Origin of the sequence: Paenibacillus sp. JGP012 (assembly GCF_014203995.1) — a bacterium.
GTDB lineage: Bacteria > Bacillota > Bacilli > Paenibacillales > Paenibacillaceae > Paenibacillus > Paenibacillus silvae.
In genome coordinates, this window is record NZ_JACHKG010000002.1 from 106,055 (window position 1) to 132,227 (window position 26,173).

20 protein-coding genes are annotated in these 26,173 nt (G+C 48.2%); 14 read left to right on the forward strand and 6 right to left on the reverse strand.

What is annotated here, in order from left to right; all coding sequences use genetic code 11:
• Positions 1-209 precede the first annotated feature (209 nt).
• The 3 genes from HNR77_RS02975 (at position 210) to HNR77_RS02985 (ending at position 5,920) form a co-directional block, all read left to right on the forward strand.
• The gene (locus tag HNR77_RS02975) at positions 210-2,600 is read left to right on the forward strand and encodes an S-layer homology domain-containing protein (RefSeq protein WP_397366129.1); all 2,391 of its coding nucleotides are present in this window, start codon (positions 210-212) and stop codon (positions 2,598-2,600) included.
• A gap of 527 nt (positions 2,601-3,127) precedes the next feature.
• Positions 3,128-4,753 (forward strand): rhamnogalacturonan lyase B N-terminal domain-containing protein, encoded by a 1,626-nt coding sequence (locus HNR77_RS02980; protein ID WP_184180630.1) that lies wholly within the window; start codon positions 3,128-3,130, stop codon positions 4,751-4,753.
• A gap of 198 nt (positions 4,754-4,951) precedes the next feature.
• Positions 4,952-5,920 carry an SMI1/KNR4 family protein gene (locus HNR77_RS02985; protein ID WP_184180632.1) on the forward strand — a complete coding sequence of 323 codons (969 nt, stop codon included), beginning with the start codon at positions 4,952-4,954 and terminating at the stop codon, positions 5,918-5,920.
• Positions 5,921-6,165: 245 nt separating this feature from the next.
• Here HNR77_RS02985 and HNR77_RS02990 read toward each other — a convergent pair whose 3' ends face one another.
• Positions 6,166-6,663 (reverse strand): DinB family protein, encoded by a 498-nt coding sequence (locus HNR77_RS02990; RefSeq protein WP_184180635.1) that lies wholly within the window; start codon positions 6,661-6,663, stop codon positions 6,166-6,168.
• A gap of 166 nt (positions 6,664-6,829) precedes the next feature.
• On the opposite strand from HNR77_RS02990, the gene HNR77_RS02995 reads away from it, so the two are divergent.
• The 5 genes from HNR77_RS02995 (at position 6,830) to HNR77_RS03015 (ending at position 14,787) form a co-directional block, all read left to right on the forward strand.
• On the forward strand, positions 6,830-7,993 hold the full coding sequence (locus HNR77_RS02995) for a response regulator (protein ID WP_184180637.1): 1,164 nt from the start codon (positions 6,830-6,832) through the stop codon (positions 7,991-7,993).
• Entirely contained in the window at positions 7,990-11,154 is a 3,165-nt protein-coding gene (locus HNR77_RS03000; RefSeq protein ID WP_184180639.1) for a hybrid sensor histidine kinase/response regulator, read from the forward strand. Before HNR77_RS02995 ends, HNR77_RS03000 begins: the two co-directional genes overlap by 4 nt.
• A gap of 460 nt (positions 11,155-11,614) precedes the next feature.
• Positions 11,615-12,931 (forward strand): sensor histidine kinase, encoded by a 1,317-nt coding sequence (locus HNR77_RS03005; RefSeq protein WP_184180641.1) that lies wholly within the window; start codon positions 11,615-11,617, stop codon positions 12,929-12,931.
• 241 nt (positions 12,932-13,172) lie between these two features.
• Positions 13,173-13,574 (forward strand): hypothetical protein, encoded by a 402-nt coding sequence (locus HNR77_RS03010; protein ID WP_184181327.1) that lies wholly within the window; start codon positions 13,173-13,175, stop codon positions 13,572-13,574.
• Between the two features lie 82 nt (positions 13,575-13,656).
• Complete coding sequence (locus tag HNR77_RS03015) at positions 13,657-14,787, forward strand: SGNH/GDSL hydrolase family protein (RefSeq protein ID WP_184180643.1); 1,131 nt, start codon at positions 13,657-13,659, stop codon at positions 14,785-14,787.
• A 137-nt stretch (positions 14,788-14,924) separates the two neighbouring features.
• Here the strand turns inward: HNR77_RS03015 and HNR77_RS03020 are convergent, their stop codons facing one another.
• The 4 genes from HNR77_RS03020 to HNR77_RS03035 all read right to left on the reverse strand — a co-directional run bounded on the left by HNR77_RS03020 (position 14,925) and on the right by HNR77_RS03035 (position 18,997).
• Entirely contained in the window at positions 14,925-15,494 is a 570-nt protein-coding gene (locus tag HNR77_RS03020) for a dihydrofolate reductase family protein (protein ID WP_184180645.1), read from the reverse strand.
• Positions 15,495-15,705: 211 nt separating this feature from the next.
• Positions 15,706-16,722: a phosphotransferase gene (locus tag HNR77_RS03025; protein ID WP_184180647.1), complete on the reverse strand. Its 1,017-nt coding sequence runs from the start codon at positions 16,720-16,722 to the stop codon at positions 15,706-15,708.
• Positions 16,719-17,792 (reverse strand): ribosome small subunit-dependent GTPase A, encoded by a 1,074-nt coding sequence (rsgA, locus tag HNR77_RS03030; RefSeq protein ID WP_184180650.1) that lies wholly within the window; start codon positions 17,790-17,792, stop codon positions 16,719-16,721. Before rsgA ends, HNR77_RS03025 begins: the two co-directional genes overlap by 4 nt.
• 392 nt (positions 17,793-18,184) lie before the next feature.
• Positions 18,185-18,997: an MBL fold metallo-hydrolase gene (locus HNR77_RS03035; protein WP_184180652.1), complete on the reverse strand. Its 813-nt coding sequence runs from the start codon at positions 18,995-18,997 to the stop codon at positions 18,185-18,187.
• A gap of 191 nt (positions 18,998-19,188) precedes the next feature.
• Between HNR77_RS03035 and tnpA the strand changes: the two genes are divergently transcribed.
• From tnpA to HNR77_RS03060, 5 genes are all read left to right on the forward strand, one after another.
• Entirely contained in the window at positions 19,189-19,587 is a 399-nt protein-coding gene (tnpA, locus tag HNR77_RS03040) for an IS200/IS605 family transposase (protein WP_184180653.1), read from the forward strand.
• 5 nt (positions 19,588-19,592) lie between these two features.
• The gene (locus HNR77_RS03045) at positions 19,593-20,672 is read left to right on the forward strand and encodes an RNA-guided endonuclease InsQ/TnpB family protein (RefSeq protein WP_184180656.1); all 1,080 of its coding nucleotides are present in this window, start codon (positions 19,593-19,595) and stop codon (positions 20,670-20,672) included.
• Between the two features lie 222 nt (positions 20,673-20,894).
• Positions 20,895-21,803, forward strand: a complete 909-nt coding sequence (locus HNR77_RS03050) for a helix-turn-helix transcriptional regulator (RefSeq protein ID WP_184180658.1) — start codon at positions 20,895-20,897, stop codon at positions 21,801-21,803.
• Positions 21,804-22,034: 231 nt separating this feature from the next.
• Positions 22,035-22,313, forward strand: a complete 279-nt coding sequence (locus tag HNR77_RS03055) for a CD3324 family protein (protein ID WP_184180660.1) — start codon at positions 22,035-22,037, stop codon at positions 22,311-22,313.
• A gap of 188 nt (positions 22,314-22,501) precedes the next feature.
• Positions 22,502-23,065 carry a hypothetical protein gene (locus HNR77_RS03060; protein ID WP_184180662.1) on the forward strand — a complete coding sequence of 188 codons (564 nt, stop codon included), beginning with the start codon at positions 22,502-22,504 and terminating at the stop codon, positions 23,063-23,065.
• 134 nt (positions 23,066-23,199) lie between these two features.
• On the opposite strand, the gene HNR77_RS03065 is transcribed toward HNR77_RS03060, so the two are convergent.
• Positions 23,200-25,068 (reverse strand): AbfB domain-containing protein, encoded by a 1,869-nt coding sequence (locus HNR77_RS03065; RefSeq protein ID WP_184180664.1) that lies wholly within the window; start codon positions 25,066-25,068, stop codon positions 23,200-23,202.
• Positions 25,069-25,461: 393 nt separating this feature from the next.
• On the opposite strand from HNR77_RS03065, the gene HNR77_RS03070 reads away from it, so the two are divergent.
• A complete protein-coding gene (locus tag HNR77_RS03070; RefSeq protein WP_221443669.1) occupies positions 25,462-26,115 on the forward strand; it encodes a hypothetical protein in 654 nt (217 codons plus the stop codon).
• The last annotated feature ends 58 nt before the right edge of the window (positions 26,116-26,173 follow it).

Below are 26,173 nucleotides of genomic sequence, written 5' to 3' on the forward strand. Positions count from 1 at the left end.
TTGAGGATTTATGATATTGCGTCGAAATTGATACAATGACGAAATTGTTTTATTGCTGGTTTTGCGGCCCGAATGCTACATTGAGACCGAACCGAGACCAACTATTAAACGATGGGAGTCGACATGATTTGAAAACAAAAGCTGCTCAAAACAAAAACAAGAAAAGATTGTTCACTGCTGCTCTAGGTTTGGTCGTTCTGACAAGTTCCATGGCACCAGGCGCTGCGCTTGCGGCACAGAATAATGATACCGTGGCTTTACCGAAACAACCGGCATGGGGTTACTTCGTAGACACGTACAAAAATAACAAACCGGATAATATGACGGTAAGCAGCAATCCGGCGATTGGAACACTATCCAAATTCCTCGATCTGTGGACACCGGGAAGTGCGTGGGATAATGGTACAAAGCTGAACAGTGCCGTGCTGGACTACAACATTGATTATGTTGCACAGCGTGCCAAAACACGCTCCAAAGCGGACGAGGATGCTGCATACTATACAGACCGTACGAATCAATCCTATGGCGCAGTAGAGGGTCTGGGGAAACTGGCTGGCGTGTATCGTGAGAAGTCAGGCACGTTTACTTCCATTACAAGTATTCCGGCAGATGCAGCGACAACCAAGTATTCGGATAAAAATGATTCGAACAAAGCCGGTGATTCCAATTCCGAGCTAGGCAAAATGGTCGATCTGATCGGCAAGGTTCGCGGTGATTATGCTTCAACTCAACAGGCGAAAATGTTCTATCAATATAAGCGTCCGTTCCGCTGGCAGGGTGAACAACTGATCGTGCCATCGCTGGTGGCTGTACAGAGCAGCAAGCCGGAAACCGATGGAGGCTTCCCGAGTGGTCACACGAATGCATCCTATCTTGCAGCGATTGCTCTGGCTTATGCTGTACCTGAACGCTATCAGGAGCTTATGACCCGCGCTTCCGAGATGGGTGATGACCGAATCGTAGCCGGCATGCACTCCCCGCTGGATGTAATGGGCGGTCGTGTGCTTGCAACAGCATTTGCGGCATCTGCACTGAATGATCCGGATAACAAAGAGCTGAAAGAGCAGGCGTATGCTCAAGCGCATGATATTCTTTTGAAAGAGACAGGTACAAGTAAAGATCGCTTTACAGATTATGCACGTAACAAATCGGAATACACGCAACGCTTGACGTATGGCTTCCCGCAGATCGGTTCCACAACCGAGGCAGTACAGGTGCCTAAAGGTGCTGAGGTGCTGCTGGAAACAAGACAGCCTTACCTGAACGATCAACAACGTCGCGCGGTGCTGGCAACAACAGGTATTGCATCAGGTTATCCGGTGCTGGATGATCCCGAAGGCTGGGGACGTCTGAACCTGTTTGCTGCGGCAGATGGATACGGTGCGTTTAACACAGATGTCACTGTAGTTATGGATGCGGCTAAAGGTGGATTTAACGCTAAGGATGCTTGGCGTAATGATATCGCTGGTACAGGCAAGCTGACTAAAGAGGGCAGCGGCGCATTGCATCTGCAAGGTAACAATACGTATTCCGGAGGTACCGAGGTTAAGGCAGGTACGCTGGAAGGTGATTCAGCGAATGCATTTGGTGCTGGTTCGGTCATGAATAATGGCGGTACGGTTGCAGAAAACGTAGAGGGTCAATGGAACATTAAAGGTGACTTCACTCAGGCTTCCAGTGGTACGTTGGAGCTGAATGTGAGCACTGCAAGTGACGTGCTGGATGTCAAAGGTGCTGTGAATGCAGACGGTAAGCTGCAAGTGAATTTTGACAAAAACTATGTTCCCGCACAAGGCACAATGACACTGATCAGCTTCGCTGCGAACAAACTGAACGGTAAATTTGCATCGGTGGACGTGAAAGGTCTGCCAAGCCAATATACAACGGAGGTTGTATATCAGAATGACCGTATTGCCCTTTCTGTTAAGGATACTACAAATCCGGGTCCAGTAACGACAAATCCGTTCAAATCAAATGTTGCCAGCCAGGATCATGTATTGAAAAACGTAAATGCAGCGATTGAAGCAACCAAAAATGAGCAGCTGACGATGAGTGATATTTCCACACACTGGGCTAACCAAAACATCAATGCTGCATTGAAGCTGCGTGTTATTAACGGATATGAGAACGGTACGTTTAAACCGAATGCATCCGTAACACGTGCTGAATTCACAGCAATGATTGCTCGTTCACTTGGTCTTGAGGAGAACAAAGCGGCAAATAGCTTCAAGGATGCCAATACAAGCTGGGCAGCTGGATATATCGGTACACTGGCAGATAAAGGTGTAATTGGCGGATACGCAGATGGCTCCTTCAAGCCGAATGCAACGATCACACGTGCCGAGATGGTTACCATCATCGCTCGTGTACTGGATCTGAATACACTTGCAACAGGCAGCAAGATCGATTTCAGCGACGTCAAATCGGACAACTGGGCTGCTCAAGCGATTGAACTGGCTTCCTCTGCGAAGCTGGTGAATGGATTGACGGATTCCGAGTTTGTACCTAACGGCAAATCAACTCGCGCTGAAGCAGTAACGATCATCATCCGTGCATTGGAAAGTGACAGCACCATCAAGTCCTTGATTGCAGGTCTGTAATTGTAATTTCGCCACAACATAACATTTAATCATTTGATCATTGATCAACACAGCCGAGGCGGTTCGAACATACGAACCGTTTCGGTTATTTTATTTTCTCGAATTGTGGAGCATCGGCCTCAGGCATACCAATTGTACGAAGAACTGTTGAGCGAGATTAAAACGAAAACAAAACTGCTGCGGTTTTCGGTGACTGAGTCAGGTGCATTGTACCTACAAAACCCCTCGGTGCGGATTAGCAGGAAGGCTGCTGAACATATCCGGAATGGTTGGATTTTTGATAAGTATAAACTCGTAATGGAAACCAAGTAACAGGGCACGGCTCTCAATAAGAAAGTTGAGCATGACATTGTTGTTGTAAAAATATGTAATATAATGGTATTATATTGGTGTGATTTTAGATGTTTAGATTAGAAATTCAGGTGGGAAGAGGGTGAGAAAAAGATTGAAAGTCACCGTGGAAAGTTTGAGTATACATCAAAATGTAAGCGCTTTATAAATTGAATATATTTAGGAGGGATCGTTACGTGACTGGACGTATTGTTAAAAAAGGAATGAGTATGCTGCTGTTCATTGTCATGACTGCCTCTGTTTTTGTTTTCCCTGCCTCCACGAGCCATGCGGCCACCATTCAGGTTACTGACAATGGCTCCCGAATTGAGGTAAATACAGGATCGGGACTGGTGTATGTGGTCAATAAAACGAATGGTGATATCATCTCGGCCAAGATGAATGGAACCGAGCTGAACAGCAATAGAGGATCACACATTGGCTCAGGGTTAGGGTCCTCAGCGAATGTGACGTGGAATAAGTCACCCTCGGGCTCAACGGTGCTAATCACCGTGTCCACCAGCACACTTACGCATTATTATGCTTCGCGCGGCGGCGAAAATATCATTTATATGGCAACTCATATTACGGCACAGCCGTCCATCGGAGAGCTTCGTTATATTTTCCGCGGCAATGGAAGTGTTCTGACAGGTGTTCCAGCGAATTCGAACAATCGGGGCAACACCGGAGCAATCGAAAGTCAGGATGTGTTTGGATTCGCGAATGGGCAGACGGCATCCAAATACTACGGCAATGATCAGGCTAAAGACCTGTCTGTTCGAGGCGTTACCGGCAATGGAGTGGGGGTGTTTATGGCTTACGGCATTCGGGAGAAAAGCTCTGGCGGTCCCTTCTTTCGTGATATTCAGTTCCAGAGTGGTTCTGAAACAGAAGTCTACAACTATATGAACTCGGGACATGCACAGACCGAGAACTGGCGTCTCGGTCTGCACGGTCCTTATGCGCTCATATTTACAACCGGGGGAACTCCTGCCGTACCGGATTTCAGCTGGATGTCGGGCTTGAATCTGCAAGGCTGGGTAGCAAGCCGGGGCAATGTGGTTCTGAACGGACTTTCTGGCATGGAGACAGGGTATGCTTATACTATCGGTTTCGCCAACAGCAACGCCCAGTATTGGACGAATGCTTCTTCCACCGGGGCAGCCGCCAAGTATAGCATGATTCCAGGAACGTATACCATGACGGTATATAAAGGTGAACTTGCCGTATACACGGAAAACGTGAACGTCAATGCGGGACAAACAACAACCGTGAACACCCGCACGATCACCAATGATCCAAGCAAGGCCTCCAGCATTTGGCGCATTGGGAACTGGGACGGGACACCGCGGGAATTCCTGAATGGGCAGACAATTCCGATTCGTCATCCTTCGGACAGCCGCAATCCAAGCTGGGGGCCTGTGATGTACACTCCGGGCAGTGCAACGAATCGTTTCCCGGCTATTCAGTTTCGGGGTCAGAACTCACCGACAACAATTCAATTCAATCTGAATGCTGCCCAGGCATCCTCCTCTCATGTACTGAACATTGGCATTACTGCGGCTTATAATAATGGCAGACCAAGTGTAACTATTAACGGGCGAACATTAAGCAATCCTTCTCCTTCCGCACAGCCGAACTCACGCAGCTTCACGATTGGTACCTACCGGGGCAATAATACTACGTTTAGCTGGAACATTCCGGCATCTGATCTGAACAACGGCGCGAATACGATTACCATTACACCAATCAGCGGCTCCAGCGATCTGGGGAACTGGTTAAGCGCAGGATGGGTTTATGATTGTGTGGAGTTGCTGAATTAAAGATCAGAGAGAGTACTGCATGTAATATCGAAAATAAATAGGGATCAGGGCAGTCTGACGGTGTGTTATACATGGTCGGGCTGCTTTTTGATATTCACTGCTCAAAGCTTCAAATTCCTTCTTCGCTGGAGAAGCAGTTCTGTATAGTGGTATAATTTTCAATACATAATGATGAGATGAAAGAACGGAGGCACAATGATGAACGAAGAGCTGTTGGAGCAACTGGAAGCCTGGCATGAAGAGGATGAATACGAGAAAATTGTAGATGCAGTGCAGGAGATTCCTGCGGAAGAGAGAGATTATGAGCTGGTGAATCATTTGGGCCGGGCACTGAACAATCTGGAACGATATGAGGAAGCCGTAGAGCAGTTTCTGACCGTTGCGGACGAGGGCGCGGATGATCCGCTTTGGCAGTATCGAATTGGACTGGCCTACTATTATTTGGAGCAGTATGACAAGGCAGAGCAGGCGTTCGAGCGCTCCGATGAGCTGGAGCCCGGGGATGAAGATACGCTGGAGTTTCTGGAGTGGATTCGTAACCGGGACGAGCAGGATGAAGATGAGCACGAGGGCAACCTCGAAGCTGGGGAACAGGATGGCGAGTTGGTAGAAGGAAGCGCTGAAGAGCCGCGTGCGACGATCGCATCGGTACCAGTTGTTTCTTCCGATCCAGTACCTTTATCCGGTGAATTCTGGAATGACAGCGAGCTGGCATTGGAGCAGTATGTGTCTGATTTACCAAGTGACGAATTGATTGAATCCGTAGAGGAGCAGCTTGTATTCCGCCTGCCAGCCTCTTACATTGAGATGATGAAGGAACATAACGGCGGTATTCCATACAACCGCTTTTTCCCTGTGACCGACGAAGCGTCTGGAGAAACCGGATATGTAGAAATTGAGGGGATAATGGGCATTGGCCGCGAGAAGCGTCATTCCCTGTGCGGTGCAGATGGCAGCTGGGTCGTTATTGAGCGTGATCGTTATCCTGAAATTGGTGTAATCATTGCCAAGGCGCCATCGGAAGCAGGGGTTGTTATGCTGGATTACCGTTCCTCTGGCAATGATGGTGAACCAGAGGTGGTCTATGTAGACAAGGCAGAGCGCCGCATTACCCCGCTCGCACCCAACTTTGAGACCTTTATTCATGGACTAATGCGGCCGGAGTAGTTCTCAGTCACTGGCTTTGATCTAGAGCGGTATGCAAGAGCTAGATCAGTAACCCGTCGATGGGCTTTTCACAAAATAATCTATATCAAACAAGAAGCCGCTAGGATTACATCCTTTGCGGCTTCTTGCTTGCACAGCATTTATGTGGGCACTCCGTAACAACCTGCACTCGATGAGTGCAAACCTTAATTTATCGAGTTTACCCGGTCTGAGAAGCTTCCTGCCTGCTCGATTTATATGCCGGTTTATGCAGGATATCCGCCGCCTGGAGGCGGCCATGCGCCGTAAAACCGGCGAAGCAGTACAATTTCACCTAAATGATATGAGTTGTGGGAAGCAATGTTACGCAGTAATCCACCCTTGGTTTCTCCCGGGAAATGGGGCAGTGGATCATTCAGCTGCGCCGTCTCTGCAATCGAGACTGCCAGATCAATGCCGCTCAGGAAAGCCCGGATATCCTCCTGCCAAGCATCATCATCCTGCGGTCCTGTTTCCGTAGGCCAGCTCTCGCTCACACTGGTTGGCATTTGCGGTTTGCGTCCCTCTACGTGCTCCAGCATGAACTGCTGCCAGTAGTGCATATGTTTTACCAGTTGATAGATGGTATATGGCATCGTCTCATGTGTACGTCCCGCAAGCTCTACATCAATATCGGGCAAAGCCTTGGCAATACGGATATGTCCCCGCTCCCCGATCAGGGCATTTACAAGGGCTTTTCCAAAACTTTGATTAACATCTGACATATGTGATCTTCCTTTCTTTATGAACAGGTCTTTGGCCTGTTGCTATATCCATTATACAATTAAATTGTGAAAAATTAAAAAGTGGAAACAGGAACCATATTTCGGAAAGCCTATGATATAATAGTGAAAATAAAATTGAGACCTCCGGGTCGGGGAGGAAGCTCCTGTGAAGGTCATATTGGTGGATGATGAACGTCTTGCATTGATCGGATTGCAAAAGTTGTTAGAGAAAGAAGTTAGCGGCATTCAGATTGTTGCCAGCTATATGAATCCGACAGAGGTGACAGCAGGTGTGCTGCTGCATCGGCCGGATGTGGTCTTTCTGGATATCCACATGCCAGAAATAGATGGAATGGACCTGGGCCGGCAGATACAGAAGGCCGTGCCGGGGACTGAAATTATTTTTGTCACAAGCTACGATCAATATGCAGTTCATGCCTTTGAACTTCAGGCGTTAGACTACGTAATGAAACCTGTGCAGAAGGAACGGCTCAAGCAGACGCTGCAGCGTGTGCGGGAGAAGCTCGCTCTGCGGCGTGAGCAGCGAATGATGGAGACAGAAGTTCCCTTAATCTGCTGCTTTAGTCAGATAAGCTTTAAACTGCCGGGCAAGGAGCCACAAGTCGCCAAGTGGCGTACCAGCAAGGCACAGGAATTGTTTGCTTATCTGCTGCATCATCGGAATCAGGTGATTCATCGCAGTGCGTTGCTGGATTTGCTGTGGCCAGGGGCAGAAGAAGAGAAGACGGCACATCAGCTCTATACGACGATGTATCATGTACGTCAGACCTTGAAGACCTGCGGCATGGATATGATTAGCATTCAAAGTGCCCATCTTGAAGCCGGTTACAAGCTTGAATTGGGAGATGCTCTGCTGGATAGTGAGCAATGGGAGCGGGAGATGAAAGCCTGGAGAGAAGTAAAGCCCGAAGCAGTTCAGGCATATGAACAGGCAGTTTATCGGTACAAGGGCACATATCTTGGGCGTTACGACTACATGTGGGCCGAACCTGAGCGTGAAAGATTACGTTATCTGTGGTTGTACCATATGAGGCAGCTGAATCTGCATTATCTCAAGCAAGGCCAGAAGGACCGGGCAGTAGAGAACATACAGCAGATTCAACAGATGCTGCCTGACGATGAAGAAAGCTATTTTATGCTCATGAAGCTGTACGACGAGATGGATCACAAACTTGGTGTTGAGGAACAATACCGGCTGTTAACGAGCAGAATGGAGCAGGAACTGGGTATTCCGATAAGTGAAGAGGTTCAACATTGGTATCATGATTGGAAACGAGGAATCACGAAGGCAGGACAACATACGCGATGAACAAAAAGAACAAAGGAGTGCTCAGGCGCTTCTACTACATATGGATTATGCTCGTTATTTTTGCAGCACTGTTTGGCATGCGGTGGATGTGGACGCAGTTTTTCCCAACCGTGGATGAGCATCAGGCTGTGAATGGGGTTATGGACTTGCGAGGCATGGATCTTCAGCAGATGCCGGTCATGTATTTGAACGGGGAATGGGAGCTGTATCCGAAGGAACTGCTGTCGAGCCGGCAGCTTGCAGATCAGAATGAGAAGGCAAAAGGAAGTATCGTGCAGGTCCCTGGTGATTGGAGGAATGTACTCCAACCAGACGGGGGGGATTCGCTCGGTTATGCTACATACCGATTGCGTATTCTGATCGATCCGCTTCAGGAACCGGTAGCCTTCTGGTTCAAAAGCATCAGCAGTTCATCCGAGATTGAAATCAACGGAGAGACGGTTTCCGTCAGAGGCAAAGTGTCGGCAGATGCAAACACCTATGTGCCACATAATATCCCGTTTACGCCGGTTTTTGATCAGGAGGGCACGACAGTTATTGAAGTGCTTGTTCGTGTGGCTAATTATGATAGTCCATACAACGGTGGCATCACGAAGTCAATCCGGTTTGGTTCTCAAGATGCGGTTGATTATGTTCATTGGTACTCCATCGGTTTTCAATTGGCCATCTTTCTGGTACTGCTGCTGCATGGCATGTATGCTTTCATTTTGTATTCCTTCAATCCGCAAGAGCGCTCCTTATTGGTTGCTGGCATACTGACCTTATCTGTTGGCATCGGAGTAATAGCTGGTCATGACAACGTGTTAATGATCTGGTTCCCGATCAACTATACCTGGGGGATCAAAATTCGGCTCATCTGTTTACTGCTGCAAAATGCCTGTATCGTTCTGCTGTTTCAAAGGCTGGCCGGAATACAGGGGCATCATCGATGGCTCCAGTGGTATGGAGCAGTCCTTATTGCTTATATTATTGTTATTTCTGCGATCCCGATCCACATATTGTACATGATGCTTCATTACAAGCTGATTAGTGTTTTCTTCCTGGTAACCGGGCTGTGGCTGCTTTATATTATCGGATCAATGATTTTCCGCAAGCAGGAGGATCGGGATATCCTCTTCCTGCTTTTAACGGCAGGAGGTATTCTTTCCAATCTGTTCTGGAGCTCTGTCGAAAATGCTACTAACGGCACAACCGTGTATTACCCCATTGATATCGTGTTTGCGATTACCGGATTTTCGGCCTATTGGTTCAAGAAGTATTTCAGAAATGCACACGAGAATATGGAGCTGAACCGGGAGCTGCAGAAGGGAGACAAGATCAAAGATCAGTTTTTGGCGAACACGTCTCATGAACTGCGAACACCGCTGCACGGAATCATCAACATTGCTCATAATGTCGTTAACCGTGAGAAGAATACACTGGATGCTCGCAGTCTCGAGGACATGGAGCTGCTGATTACCATTGGGCGGCGAATGTCTCATCTGCTCGGCGATCTGCTGGATGTTGTAAGGTTGAAGGAGCATCGTATTACACTGCAGTGCTCTGCTGTATCCGTACAGTCTGCTGTACCTGGCATCATGACGATGCTGGGATATATGATTGAACGAAAATCAGTGCAGCTTCAGATGCATATTGAGGATAGCTTTCCTCAAGTGCTGGCGGATGAGAAGCGGCTTGTGCAGATTATGTATAATCTGCTGCATAACGCGCTCAAACATACCGACGAAGGTACCATTACGGTAAGTGCCGAGCTTCGTGATGGTCATGCGCTCATTCATGTTGCTGATACAGGTACAGGCATGGACGCGGCAACGCAAGAACGGATTTTCCTTCCCTATGAACAGGGTGCTTATGATGAGCGGGATAGTCAAGGCATCGGGCTCGGATTAAATATCTGCAAACAGCTTGTTGAGCTGCATGGCGGCTCACTGTCCGTTCGTTCTGTGCCAGGTGAAGGCTCAGTGTTCAGCTTTGATCTGCCGCTGGCTCAATCAGCTGTAGCTGAGGCTGCGTCTCAGCTGAGATCACAGCGTTCTGCCGGGTGGGATGAAGGCACTGCCGACATGACAGAGGAGACGTTGAACGCATTTTTATTACAGCATGCTGTTTCAGAACGCACAGAATTCGCGGCTGCGGAGGATGTGCCATCTCTTTTGCCGGAAGGCAAGTCATTCATACTCGCTGTGGATGATGATCCGGTTAACCTGGAGGTGCTGGTCAGCATTCTTTCTAATGAGCCCTGCCTGATCACCACCGCTCGTTCAGGGCAGGAAGCACTGGAATTATTAAATACACGTCAGTGGGATTTATTGATTACCGATGTAATGATGCCTTACATGTCAGGATACGAGTTGACCCGGAAGGTGCGGGAGCAATATTCCATGTCAGAGCTTCCCGTGCTGCTGCTCACGGCACGAAGTCAGCCGCCAGACATTTATACCGGGTTTGCATCCGGGGCCAATGATTATATTACGAAACCGGTGGATGCCGTGGAACTCAAGTATCGCATACGTGCTTTGACGATGCTGAACAAGTCCATTCAGGATCGACTGCGGATGGAAGCGGCCTATTTGCAGGCGCAGATTCAGCCTCATTTTCTGTTTAATACGCTCAATTCACTGATGGTGCTTAGTGATATAGATACAGAGCATATGCGCAAGCTTGGTGAAGCCTTTTCCTCGTACCTTCGCATCAGCTTTAACTACCTTAATACCGGGGAGCTGGTGAATTTGTCCTACGAGCTGGAGCTTGTGGAGGCATACCTGTTTATCGAGAAAACACGTTTTGAAGACCGTCTGTCTGTCATTCTGGATATTGAGCCTGATCTCGAGCTGCGCTTGCCTCCTCTGTCTATTCAGCCACTGGTGGAGAATGCAGTCAAACATGGTTTATTAAGCCGCCATGCCGGAGGAACGATCTGTTTGACCATCGGCCGGGGGCAGGGGTACACCCGGATTGAAGTAAAAGATAACGGCAAAGGCATGTCGCCTGAGCAGGTCGCTGCCCTGAAGGAAGCTTCGTGGAACAGCAAAGGCGGGATCGGCATCGCCAACACAAACCGCAGATTACTTCAGCGCTATGGTCGCGGATTAACCATCGTGAGCGAGCTGGGTGAGGGCACGATGGTTTCCTTTGATATCCCAGACGGGGAAGTGCATTAGCGGTGTATGTTCGAGCGATTATACGGATAACCTGAGGACAGGACATACCGAAGGCACAGGCTGTTGAAGTCAAACTTCCAGCCTTTTTGTGCTGTCTGAGTGTTATATAAGCTGAACTATTCGTTTACACGTGAACGGAGAGGACAGAAAAAACCTGAAAAAGCGAAGCGGTCGCCTGAAAGCTTTCTGCAAGAAAGCTACATCGGAAGCATACGCTGTTCACCGGATTTTCCCTTTTAGAAAAGGGAATCGAAAAAAATCTGGGGATAACAGTGATTGGAAGGTTGTTCTGTCATCGGAGTGGTTTGTGTAAAATTTTTAGTTCAACTCACATACATAACAGGTTTTCTGGATTTTAATCATTTCTAATGCCTCTTTCATATGTTAGTATATTTAACATCAGAAGCATGGCTTCGGTGGTGTGTGTTATGAAACGCTGTAATAGTAGGTGGAGAAGACGATGCGTAATTGGGTCAAAAATGAAAATGTGCAGATGGCAGCTGTTGCTTTGGCTACCGCTGTAGGAGCGCAGTTCAAGATTAATCCCTTTCGGGAGGATTATTTCCGGATCGGACTCGGGGTCAGTATTTTTTTATTTTTGCTGATGATTATGCCCCACTTGTCTTATATCAAAACAGGGATTCTGACGGGTCTTGCAAGCTTTGCGTTTCAGTCTGCTGATCTGATTCATCATGTGCATACTGTATCATTGCTGGAGAGCATGCGGGATAATCTGGGGGCAGGTTTGTATTATGTGGTATTTGCTTATGGGCTGAGCAGGCTCAAGCACCGATTCCATGAAATTCCCCCGCTCCTGCTGGGGGGCATCATCACCGGTCTGGATTTTTCCTCGAATCTGGTGGAGTTGTTTGTGCGGGGTGTGCTGAGCGGGAGCAATATATTTTATATGCGTGAATGGCTGTATCTGTTTGTTGTAGGCGGGCTGCGAAGTTACTTTGTAATAGGGCTGTATAACAGCTTTGCCGTAAGGCAGATCAGGCTTTTGCATGCCGAGCAGGAGAAGCGTATGGAGCAGATGTTAAGTGTGAACTCGGGGTTGTACGGCGAGGTGTTCTACCTGAAGAAAGCGATGGACACGATTGAAGGCATTACGGCCAACAGCTATGAGCTGTATCGTGATCTGCGGGAGCAGGACATGAGCGAGTACAGTCAGCGTACCCTAGGCATCGCACAGCAGATTCATGAGGTGAAGAAGGATTCCCAGCGTATTCTGGCGGGACTGCTGAAGCTCTATGACAATGAGAAGACCGTGAATATGAGTCTGTCGGAAGTGCTGAATTTTGCAGGCAAGGCGAATCGGAAGTACAGCGAGATGCTGCACAAGCGGGTGAAGATTGAGATTGAGCAGCAGTACGAAGGAGAATCGCCGTATTACATTCCACTACTCACGGTGCTGAATAACCTGCTGGCCAACGCAGTTGAGGCCATAGAGCAGGATGGTCTGATTCGGGTGCAGGTGTTTGAACAGGGCAAGGAAGTTCATTTTGTCGTGACTGATTCGGGAAAAGGAATACCTGAAGCGAAGCGCGGGGTGATTTTTGAGCCCGGTTATACGACCAAGTTTGATGAAGTTGGCATTGCTGCCACAGGTATTGGCCTGTCGCATGTACGTGATATCATTCAATCTCTGGAAGGACGTATTCAGGTGGAGTCCGCTCCAGTTGGGCAGGGGACTACATTCAGCGTTATGATTCCCGAAGTCAATCTAATGAAGGAGGCCGATGTCGATGACACTTTCGATCGTGATCGTGGATGATGATGTGGTGAGCTGAAGCATGCTACAGGGTGTCCAGGATACTTGCGATTCAGGCTGCTGCTGATTCAAAAACAGATCATAGGATTTATCCCCTCCGGGTGAGTCGTGAACGAGTGCATCTGAACTGATGCTCTTGGACAGCTTGCTTGCAGGGGATTTTTGCTGTTGTGCGTAATACATATTAGAATGGATTCATCAGAACTGTCATCGTACGCATCAACTGCCAGGGAGGGCGTCGTCTATGGAGCGAATAACCCAGATGGATAAAGGGATTTTCCGAACAAATCTGTTGCAGGCACTGGAAGAGATTCGAACGCGGGATCAGCTGCAATTTGAAGACATTCAACTGCTCATTGAGCCTGTGCCCGAGCCGGACAAATCCCTGAATGGTGCAGATGAGATGATGCGGCTGGTGGTGCTCGCCGCGGAGAATGTCGCGGATCGTCATTTCACTGTAGAAGAGGCAGTAGAGCTGCTCTGCTGGCATGTGCCGCTGGTGCCGCTCTGGATTGATGTATCTTTGGCGGGCGTGGAACAGGGCGGGAAGCGAGCCGTATTCAAGCTGGCGTGCAGCCCGCGTTTACGTAAACCAACCCAGCTTCTTTATGCGGACACAGGACATGCCCCGTTCCGAGTAACATAGCGGTTGTCAGGTCAAGGCCCAGCGTCTAGGTGGGGTAATCTCGGTGAGGATATAACGTTTTAATCAGAACAGGAGGATACATATGACTAAGCATACCAATGAGGAGTTACAGACCATTGCGATATCAGACCTTGCTCATCTCAAAATCCATGGCAGAACAAATGTTAATCGCACCCCTGTAACTCTGTTTTGGACGGGAAGTGCGGTGGAGCTTAACGTGCGGGGGGCAGAATTGTGGGTGGAGGTCGAGTCGGCATATGATCACCTGGAGCCCTGGATCAGCATTGTAGTTAACGGTGTTCCGGTCAGTCGGCAGATGTTAACCTCAGGCAGAGGCTGGCTCTGCATTTTTCGCGGGATGAACCCTGATGTAGTGAAAAATGTGCGCATCATCAAGGATGTACAAGCGATGAGCGCAGACCCGGACTGTCTTTTACAATTTCATGCGGTGCGAACGGATGGGGCGATGCTGCCTGTGGAGGAGAAGCCTTATCGAATCGAGTTTATTGGTGATAGCATTACTTCAGGCGAGGGTGCAATAGGTGCGAAGACGGAGGAAGACTGGGTGCCGATGTGGTTCAGTGCGCTGCACAATTATACATTTATGACCGCTGAGGCTTTGAATGCAGAGTATCGTGTCATCTCTCAAAGCGGCTGGGGAGTGCTGAGCAGCTGGGATAACAACCCGCAAGGTAATATTCCTGCGTATTATGAACAGGTGTGCGGCCTGCTGAACGGTGAACGGAACGAGCAGCTTGGTGCGCTTGAACCTCATGATTTCAGCACCTGGCCGCCGGATGTCGTTGTGGTTAATCTGGGCAGCAACGATGATGGTGCATTCCAGTCTCCGGCATGGACCGATCCCGTCACCGGGCAGGTGCATAAGCAGCGTTTGAACGAGGATGGAACTTATCATGAAGCGGACCTTGCCAAGTTCGAGCGAGCGGTGCAGCAGTTCCTGACCAAGCTGCGAAAAAATAACCCGCAAGCGCATATTGTCTGGGCTTATGGCATGCTTGGGGCCTCCCTGCTTCCAGCTATTTATCGTGCCGTGGACGGATATAGCAAGCAAACCGGGGATCGCCTTGTTTCGATTATACAGCTTCCGGATACAACGGAAGAGACGATGGGGGCGAGAACACATCCGGGTGAGCTATCCCATCGCAGGGCGGCAGAGGTTCTGACGGCGTATATTCGTAAGATTTTGAAATAAATTGCGGCTACAACACGAAAATTCAAGTAGCATAGCCAACAACCACACAGCTTCCAGCCCGTGAAGCCCTGTTTCATGACGATGCAATATACACAAAGACCGCACAGCAGATTGCCGCGCGGTCTTTGGTTTATTTTCTAACGAGTAGATTCGTCTGCTGGTGTACCTGCTGCCTTGTCAGGCTGTACCTCGTAACGAATGGATACGATCTGTCCAAGGGTTTGGGTACGTATCATTTTCAGCAGCGTAGGTACGGTGCCTTTGGGGAATAACGGGATGCCTTCACCCAGCACCTTCGGGATCACGGCTACCTCTATTTCATCCAGCAGATGTGCCTCCATCACTGCCTGAACAAGCAAGCCCCCACCGACAATCCATACATCTCCCTCCGAGGTCTGTTTCAGACGGGGAATGAGTGTTTCCAGGCTCTCGGCTGTGAACTGTACATGTGGTGCAGGGGGCTGCTCCGAGCGGGAGAGCACATATGTCGAACGATCCGCATAAAGGAAATCCTCGGACAAGGTCAGTACCTCCTCATATGTGGAACGCCCCATGACTACACTACCAATCGTTTGATAGAAAGCGGCGTAGCCGTTATCTCCTCCATCCCCTTCGACATCAAACAGCCAATCTACGGAGCCATCGAGGCGTGCAATATAACCATCCAGACTAATAGCAATGTATAGAATTGTTTTTGAAGCCGTCATGATTCATCGCTCCCTTCCTTTTGATAGCTACAGCATACACCTGAACTATGACAAAACATGTCGTAGTTATATGAAGTGCGTCCAAGATAAGACATGTTAAGGATAGAAGCCGATGATCATGGTCATGACGGTTGGAATGCTTTTTTTCAGGAATAGATACATGCTCCGGTTTAGTCAAGCTTAGGCGGGCTCATCGCCTGTGGCGTCCGGCTTATCCGTGCAGCGGCCTTCCTTTTATCTCATAGATTTTCTGGAGTATCCGGACCTGCTGTTTCTTTTCCTCATCAGAATCGGCATGAAGATAATTCTCTACCATTCTGTATCCAAATACGATCAGAATCATCTCATACACACAGTGCTCTTCTAATGGCGGTGCCTCTGCATAGGCTGCAAAGCCTTTGTAGTATGCAGGCACACAGCGCTGGTAATATTCCACCATATGATCCATATCGGCTTCATCTGCAATCAGGCTGGCCAGATCTTCTCCGAAATAACCCCAACCTGAGGTGTCCCAGTCGATTAGATTTATTTTCCCGTCTGCATAGAAGATATTGGTCACCCAGAAATCCCGATGGTTTAGCACAAGAGGCAGCTGTTCGATCCGGGAGAAGATGGCGTCCGAGTTCTCATCAATGTTTATAAGCATCTGCCGTATATGAGGCGGGAAATCACACTCTTCGGAACGGATGTAATCATAGACGAGAGGCCATGAACGATAATGCAGATACGTATTTTTCATCAGATTAGCATGGCTAAGATTGTCCAGACGCTGTAGAATTTCCGGCTGTTCCGCATACAGCTTGCCTTGATAACGTCCCAGCTCCAGTGCGGCCTGCTCATACATATCCCCCGACAGCTCTAAACCGGACACCCCATCAATATATTCCAGCCAGAGCTGAAATTCCGTTTCTTCGGCATTCATCTCAGCGTGGTAACAGGTAGGCCAGCGCAGGGTGTCCGTGAAAGTGGTTTCGAGCCCAGATTGATAGAGATCATATTCGCGGCGCCAGGAATTCGGGTCATTGTAACGCTCCCATTTAGAAGAAATTTTCAACACGACCTGGTACGGCAGCTTTTGACCATCAGCTGTTTCGGCTGTTCCCGTTACGAGACTGACATTGCCGACAGTTCCGCCATGCAGTTTGACGGTAGAAGTGTCTGCTCCGACAATCTCCTTCTTGAAGTAGTTGGACAGCGCTTGATGTAACGTGTTCATTGTTATATTCATTTTTTCCAGCCTCCGTTTTTCTTCTTTTGTTTATTCCACATGGCGTTTGTTTTGTCTTTTGCTCTTTTGTCGATGAGGTAGCTTGTTCTATGCTGCACAAACCTGCTCTCCTGCTGCTGGGAAACATAACTCTCCCAACGTTCGCTTGACAGTGAACCGTCATTTATTGCGGCAAGTACTGCACAGCCCGGCTCGGTCTGATGGCGGCAATCGGTGAATCGGCATTGTGCAAACAGCTCTTCAACATCGGCAAAGCTTGCACGAATGCCCTCCTCGGCATGAAAGAGTCCCAGCTCCCGCATCCCAGGGGTATCCATTACCATTGCCCCGGAGGGAAGCATGAATAGCTGCCGATGGGTTGTGGTATGTCTCCCCCGGCTGTCCTGCTCTCGGATGGCTTGAACCTTCATAACATCCTGCTCCATTAAAGCATTAAGCAGTGAGGATTTTCCCACACCGGACATCCCGAGAAAAACAACCGTTTGCCCAGGTGTCAGATAAGGATGAAGCTCGCTCATTCCCATACGGGTGTGGCTGCTGATAACGTGAACAGGTACACCGGAGATGCGTCTCTTCAATTCGGCAAGCATGGGTTGAACATTTGTAATCAAGTCTGCTTTGGTTAAAATAATGACGGGTGTACCGCCGCTCTGCCTGGCTTGTGTCAGGTACCGCAGCATACGATTCACGTTCAGATCACCGTTCAGCGAAGACAAAATAAAGACTGTATCAAAATTGGATGCGACAACCTGCTCCAATATCGTTTTGGCATAACCGGCAGCATGACCCGCATAATCTGCACGCGAGAACTTGGAACGACGGGGAAGCACCTTAACGATCAGGGAATCACCTGCATCGCTGTAGTACAGCAGTACAAAATCGCCAACACACGGGAATTCTGCGCGCACAGCTGCATGATGATAAAATGAGCCCTTCAGTACGGCGGTGACTTCGCCTTGCTCGGTCATGACCGTAAAGCGCTCCCGCTGAATCTCGGTAATTCTGCCGGGTAACAATCCATCAGGAATCTTTTCTGTTTCTATATAGCCATAGGCTTTCAAATTAATCATTTGTATTGTTTTAGCTCCTTTAAAGTTGTTTTTTGGACGCAAAAATGCCGCAAACAAGCAGCCTCTGAAGAAGCTGCTGTTCTGCGGCATCAGGACGCAAAAAAGATACGACCTTGATCGTATCTTCAAACAGCAATGTTCACGAAAGGTTACTTTGGATGGCATAACAAAGAAGCCGGGATCTATCCCGCTTTTTCAGAAATGCCCGCTATTCAGTTTTAAGACCAAACCACCATAACCATATTAGTAGTAGCTGCCATTAAAAACCTCTCCCTTCGTGTAAGGAACTTGCTTATCGCTAAGCTATCTAAAACATACCCTGTAATGGGAATTTATTCAATACTTAAATAACCGTGGGGATTACATTTTCTTTCTTAATTCATTTTCTCAGGTTATTGTTCATCCTCATACGCCGAAATCAGGGTCTGAACCTTGGTTAAATTGGATTTGAAGTAGGTTGTAAAGGACCATCCCTGATATTTGTCCGGTACTTCGAGTGAATCAATATGCTGCTTGTTCTGCATAGCTTTTGCCACCAAACCAAGTATGTCGGAAATATAATCCTTCACTTCGCGAAGCTCCCGCAGAGAGCAGATATTCCCGTGTCCGGGCACGATGGTCTCAATCCCGAGCTGTTCGATCTGCTCCAGTATATGCAGCCATTCCTGCGGATTGGCATTTGTCAGAACCGGGTGATGCTTGGAGAGCACCAAATCGCCTGTAACCACTAGTTTTTCTTCAGGAATATACACGATAACGTCACTTTGTGTATGTCCCCCGCCAAAAGTAAGCAGCTGCACACAGCTACTTCTCCCATGAATGACCATCTGCTCGATATTTTCCTGATATTGACTTAACCTCTGTCTGGAAAAAGTGTCCATAATCTCATGCGAAGCTGTTGTCAAAATGATTCTCGCTTCAGGCAGGAATACTTGATTTCCGGAAATATGGTCACTGTGCCAAAGGGTATTAACAACATAGGATACGGGTTTGCCTGTAAGGTATATGGCGGCTTCTTTCAGATCGGATGCGGCCTGAAGGGTCAGGAAGGTATCAACGACGATGGTAGTATCACCCAGATCGCTGATCGCTGCATTATTTAGAGAGCCCGTACCCGGAATTGCAATGGCTGCGATGACATGATCCGTGACATGTTTCAACTGAAAGTGCTTGGAACCTCTAAATGCCGTTACTCTGCTTTTCAAAAGTATCTCCCCTGTCTGTCCACTGAAGTTTTACAGAATCCCCGAACGAGAAAGCCCACTTTTTTAGACGTGGGATAAAAGTGAGGGCGGATACGGAGTATCACTATTGTGATGCTTCAAGTATCCAATCTGTGTTCTTTATTTTTTATTCGCTTGTTTCAATTCATATATTAAACTGATACAATATAGACATGGACGAATATAGAAGAACAAACACAACCGTATCTTTGTTGAACTATCATTTTGTGTTCTGCCCACGATACAGGAGAAAGATATTTCTCAAATCAGAGGTAGAACAGCGCTTCAAGGAATTGGTGCATGAGGTATGTGCAGAGCTTAAAATGGAGATTGTTTCCATGGAGTGCGACAAAGACCATACACATCTGTTTCTCCATGCACTTCCAACATTAAGCCCTGCGGATATCATGGCAAAAATAAAAGGAGTCACATCCAAAAAACTACGAGAGGAGTTTCCACACCTTCAGCATTTGCCCAGTTTGTGGACACGTTCCTATTTTGTTTCTACCGCTGGACATGTATCCAGTGAAACCATCAAGCGTTATGTTGAACAACAAAAGACAAGGGGGTGAAGCCTATGTCTCAGACCCTAACGGTTAAGGTCAAGCTGCTGCCGACAAAAGAGCAGATCCGACTATTGCAACAAAGTAGTCATGAATATATCCGAGTTGTGAATGCACTCGTGGCCGAGATGGCAGAAGAAAAGAAAAGGTTGAAGAAGACAACAAAAGACGTTCCTGCTCATCTACCAAGTGCAGTAAAAAATCAAGCGATTAAAGATGCGAATAGCGTGTTCTCTACCAAAGTGAAGAAAAGTAAATACGCCATCATACCGACCCTCAAGAAACCGATTTGCGTATGGAATAACCAAAACTATTCGTTTGACTTCACGCACATTTCCATTCCATTCCTGGTAGAGGGAAAATCGAGGCGTGTAAAAATTCGAGCATTGTTCATCGGCAGGGACCATCGAAACGTTGACCTTTTGAAGCACAAACGGGGTACGCTCCGTGTCACGAAAAGCTCAGGGAAGTGGGTAGCCCAAATTGCTGTCACCCTGCCAACAACTGAAAAAACGGGTATGCGGATTTTGGGCGTTGATTTAGGGCTGAAAGTTCCTGCTGTAGCCATCACAGATGATGGTCAAGCTCGCTTCTTTGGGAATGGGCGAGAAAACAAATACAAGAAACGGAAGTTTCGTAGTGCTCGTAAAAAGCTAGGAAAACAAAAGAAAGTGAACGCTATTCGCAAGTTAGATGATAAAGAACAACGATGGATGAAAGACAAAGACCACAAAGTGAGTCGCGAAATCGTTCATTTCGCAGTCGAGAATAAGATTTCTGTCATTCGCTTAGAGCAACTAACGAATATGAGGCAGACGACAAGAACAAGTCGTAAAAACGAAAAGAATCTACACACATGGTCATTCTACCGTTTGGCACAATTCATTGAATACAAAGCCAATATGGCAGGGATCAAAGTAGAATATGTGAACCCTGCTTATACAAGTCAAACCTGCCCGGAATGTTCAAAAAAGAACAAGGCACAAGATCGAAGATATACGTGCCCATGTGGATTCAAGAAACATCGTGATATCGTTGGGGCGATGAATATTCGCTACGCAACTGTGATTGGCGGTAACAGTCAATCAGCCTAAGATGCTATATGCACTGTCTTAGGAGGGGTAATGGCATACCCTGATCTTAGCATCTGTCCAAAGCAGAAATGAAATGAGGACGTTAAGCTAGCTAAGAATCCCAGTCACTTTAGTGACCTTGCCCCTTTAGGGGTGGGAGTGTCAAATAATAATGGAATGGGCCGTTTCTCTATGCTACAATCCATCTATGACAAAGTTTGGCGTAGTTAGGATGGCGATAGGATGAACCAACGCAGGCTGTCGATGATGCGCCTTATGGATTCCAGACAGAAGTTCACAGCACGTGAACTGGCAGAGCGGTTCGAGGTGTCGGTGCGTACCATTCAGCGTGATCTGGATGCATTACAGGCGCTTGGCTTCCCGCTGTACACCGAGGTGGGTGCTAACGGTGGATACCGGGTGCTGCCCAACCGCATTTTGCCGCCTTTACAGCTGAATCAGCAGGAAGCGCTGGGGCTGTTTATGATGCTGGAATATTTGGAGCAGGTGCCGGATTTTCCATACGGTTCAGTCCGCGAGCATCTGGCAGAGCAGTATTTCTCCACACTTCCTGCCGATGTGCAGGAACGGATCACAGGCATGAGGGATCACATTGCATTCATTCAGCATCCCGGCGAACATATGAATGCCTTGACATCAGAGCTATTAACAGCCGCTTCCGAGAAACGGGCCATTACGTTTATGTATCACGCTCGCAGTGGATGGAAGAGGGTGAATGTGTATCCCCTCGGCATTTATTATGAGCAAGGATACTGGTACATGCCTGCACGGAATAAAGATCGAGTACTGTTATACCGTGTTGACCGAATAAGTGAGCTTACCGTGCTGGATCAGACGGATGATTCGGTGCCTGCATTGAAGGCGTGGCTGAAGCAGACAGAGAATAGAGCAGGCGAAGAGGTCGTGCTGCGCTTCACAGCATTCGGGGCCAGAATGGCTGCATCGGATGTGTTGTTCAGAGCGGTGGTCGATCAGGAATGGCGCGGGCTTGTGCCGCGTTCGGAGTTTTCTTTTACAGCACGCAGACTGCTTTCATATGGACCCGAGGTGAAGGTGATATCTCCGCCAGCATTGCAGGAGCAGGTTCGCAGCATGCTGGAGCAAAGTGTGATACAGTACAGGCAAGAATAGAGGAGATCGACACTCCAACTAGAACATATAATTTTGAAAGGGGGGCTACCATGAGTCGATTCATAACAGGTTTAACCGCTTGCTCTGTGCAGAGTCCATGCGAGGAACAACGGCGGTTGTTTGCATAGAGCCGGAATGATTTTACCGCCATAATTGACTTGAACGGATAACGTCTGAAGTTTCTCGCACGACTCTGCTGCCTTAAAGAAATTTTTTAAGGAGTGGAGCAATGTGAAATATACAAATGCCGATGCCGTCCTTCCCGAGGCTTTGATCAAGGAAATTCAGCGCCGGTTTCCCGGTGGATTGATCTATATTCCCAAGCCCAAGGAAGCACGTATCAAGTGGGGAGAGCGTTCGGGCAGCCGCGAATGGATACGGGAACGCAACCGCGAGATGTGTAACCGTTATACGCAGGGCGAGACAATCGACCAGCTGGCAGCGCGATTTTGCTTATCCGTCGACAGCATCAAAAAGATTGTGTACTGCAGGAAAAACCGTGAAAACTGATGAACAAACGATCCCTATTCAAGTCACATTCGAGCAATCGGCTGTGGCTTTTTGGCATGGAGAAAATGATTAACAAAAGAATGTTCCATATTCGTCTACAGAAGCACACCTTACAATAGAGTCACGAGCAAGTGATGCACATGCGGAGCAGCTTGGTGCTGCAAAGCTAAGCGGAAAGGGTGAACCCAGTGAACATTCAAGTTGAACTAACGGATCAGAAGCAGGCTTATATCATCAAAAACATGTACCCGTTATACCTGCACGACCTGTCCGGTCATTACGGATTACAAGAAGGACACAGGCCGAACGAGCATGGCATATTTGAAGTCGGCTCAGAGTACAGGACACTGCAGGATCAGTACGATGTGCAAAACATATGGTGGGGAGACCCGGAACGTCTCTATCCTTTTCTTATGACGGTATCGGGTATGCCTGCGGGGTTTGCCTTTGTCGCAACGCCGCCTTATTGCCGGCAGGATGTTGATTATTTCATGCATGAATTTTTCCTGCTGCAGCCATTCCGCGGGTTGGGGCTTGCAGAGCAGGCGGCGGTAGCAATCTTTGAGAGGTTTCAGGGCAAATGGGTGATATTCACCAATGAAGCGGAGAAAAACAAAGTAGGTCAGCATTTCTGGCGCAAGACAGTATCCAATTATACTCAAGGCGTGTATGAAGAGAACGTTGCGGAAACAGGCTGTGAAGATGGACCCAAGCTCGTGTTTCAATTCTCTAATCATGCAATCGAGAGGTAGGAGAATGGGGTGAAGGATTCCCATGATGCGAACCCTCTCATGAACCAGGCTCACTCTGCAACTTATTCAGATGCAGGGTGAGCCTGAAGAGATGCTGAATCACGGCTGTGCAGCTACGATTAAAATTGATTCATCTAGTAATTCATACGTGCAAATGTAGCATCGCCTTTCACTGTAGCAGTGCTGGCAGCGCTCACGGTATCCAGCTGCAGTACATAATCATAATGCCGGATGTAATATCCGGGCTGGCTGAAGGATTGCAGGGAGACTTTGCTGCTGTCGGCCCAGCCGGGGCCAATCAGGAATGTGGCATCACCCTTATATGCTGTGGTGTTTGTGAAGGCTTCGAGTACAATTTTGTTACTTGTGTTCCGTTTCAGGAAATATCCCGGATAGTTGATGGACTCTAATGAAATGCCGCTTGAGCTGGCAAGGCCTGGTACAACACGGAACTGAGCGTCAAGCGCAGGGGAGACATTGGCATCAATACGAGCGACATAATTGGCGTGACGGATCATGCGATCCGGTACATTGTGTGAAACAAACTGACTGTAGCCTGTGGCTTCAGGGTTCGATGGACCCAGCATTTTGACTTCATGCAGCGTTGGGGTGTACCAGTTGCCGGGATTGTTCCACAAGACAGCATTGACCATATTGATCCGTACGTAGCGGGCCGTGAAATGCACCGCATCCGTGGTGAAACCATATGTCAGGTTATTGGTGCGATCTAGCGTAGAGTAGTTTATACCATCGTTGCTAATTTCGATTTTGTATTTGTAATACCCCTCGGAGCCTTTATACATAAACCACGAAATGTCGATCTCGGTTATCGTCTTCGGTGCTCCAAAATCGACCTGCCACCATGCAGGCCAACTGTTGGAGGAAGCCACCCATGAGGTCTGATAATTTCCGTCATTGACGAGCGAAGGAGACGAGCCTGAGGCAGTGGAGCTGGCCGAAGCCGTTTTACCTTGAGCATGGTTGACGAGCACAGGTAGTGTGACCTGTCCCGTTGCTGCATCTATATTCCACGCCGTATACCATTCCAGCGAAGCTGTTCCATTTGCGTCATTCAGCGTGAGCGGCAGCCAGATGTGTTTATGCTCGCCGAGATTCATCGGATTCCAGCGATCAGCCATATAAATATAGGAGGTTGTGCTGCTGCCCTGAATCGTGGCGATGTCATGAATCTGGGAGCCAAAGGCCGACGGGTTGCCGTAAGGAGTGAGCGCAGTCCAAGGCCCGGTCATGGATGTGGCCGTGGCGTATGCACCCTGATTCGGATACCAGCCGGCAGCCTGGGAGGTAAAGAGGTAGTAGCGGTTTCCTTTTTTCACAACGGCAGGGGCTTCACGGTAGGCATTCTCGAACAGCCATCCTTCAAACGACTGTATCCCCGTATAGCTTGCATTCATTTTGAAAATAGCCATCGTATCATTAGCCCCGCCATTTTTACGGGAGGCTGTAACCAGATAACCCGTGCCGTCTGTGTCCACAAAAACTGTCATGTCCCTAGACTCATAATCGAGCGGGCGGAAGCTGCCCTCATACGTGAATTTGCCGTTGGGTGTACTGCTTGTCGCGACCGCTACGCGGCCGAGGTTATAATCTGAGCCATTCTCATAATGTGCCCATAGCACATATTGTCCGGTTGAGGCATTATAGATCACTTTGGGGCGTTCAATCTTGCTGGAGGCCAGTTCGGTGGCGGAGTCTTTGGTCAGAATAGCGTTGCTGAAGGTCCAATTTTTCAAATCGGTTGAGGTGTAGACATTGACGCTGTCAAATTTGCCGCCTACCGCATGTTCGCCATACAGATAATACGTGGAGCCAACCTGCAGCATGTTACCGCTGTTTGCGTGAATGGGATTGCCTGCCGTATCAAGCCAATCGGTGCCATTGGTAATTGTCACACTTGCCGCACCTGCTCGTTCAGGATGCAGGCCGTACAAGGTGAATGCGAGCGCGAAAACCAGAAGCCAGACCGTCTTTCGTTTCCCCATTACGTACACCTCCACAGAGAATAGGAATAAATAATAGCGCTTTCATTTATATTGTAATTGATTTACAATCTTTGGCAAGTGAACATTTCGATGAGAGATGAACAAAGCAGCAAACCACAAGGCAAGAGCAGCAAGAGCGAGGGCCCGAATGCAAATGAAACGGAAATGAAGCCAAGGTAGATCGGATGGCGTATACATCTGTTAGAATGTTTTTATTTCAAAATAAATCTGGTACAGGGTGCGGGAGGGCTGGTTGTTATGTCGAATCCCTTATGGTGTGAGGTAAATTCATTAGAGGACTACTTAGCAACGATCGAGAGGCTCCCTTACGGGAAGGATGGGTATTATTTTCGTGGAGAAAACAGGCGTTTTGCCTGTCAGAATTCCTGTTTATTGCGCCACACATTCTCTCGGTTACTACGCGATAACCCGCAATACTATGTCGATGTCGTCAATGATTATATGCACGATATGGTGGATAAAGCGGGTGTATGGGAACAGGAGAATGTACTGGCCTGGTGTCATCAGGAGGGCCAGTCAACGAACCTGCTGGAGCTGACAACATCTCCGCTGCATGCTTTATTCTATGCCAGCTTGTATCGAACGGATGGAAGCCTGGATCCGAGCCAGGAGATATATGTATATGGATACGCGAAGACGAATACGGTGGATGCAACCCCTTTGATCCTTGAAAATACAAAAATGCCTTCAACCCGTTATAACCTGCTTGAAGATATGATCGATGATCCCCGGTGGAACCGCCTGGTTGGGGGTACCGATGCCGACAAAGCTATTCCAAAAGAATCAATGCCGGATTTATCCCAATTCCCTTACTTGACCTATGAGGTGCCACCCAGACATAGAGACTCACATCAACCGAGCAGTCTGTATTTCTTTCAATTGTTCCAGCTGCAGTCCGCATCAGACTCTGAATTGCCCTATGACCTCATAACGCAGCGATATACGCCCGCAGTGGTCATTAAAGTGACTGAAGCCGATCGGATTCGGCAGGAACTCCAACTCCACTCAGAGGATATACGGATATGATCTATATATGCTGAGCGAAGTGTTCGTGCCGAATATGAGAGCAACATTGCGTATGTCG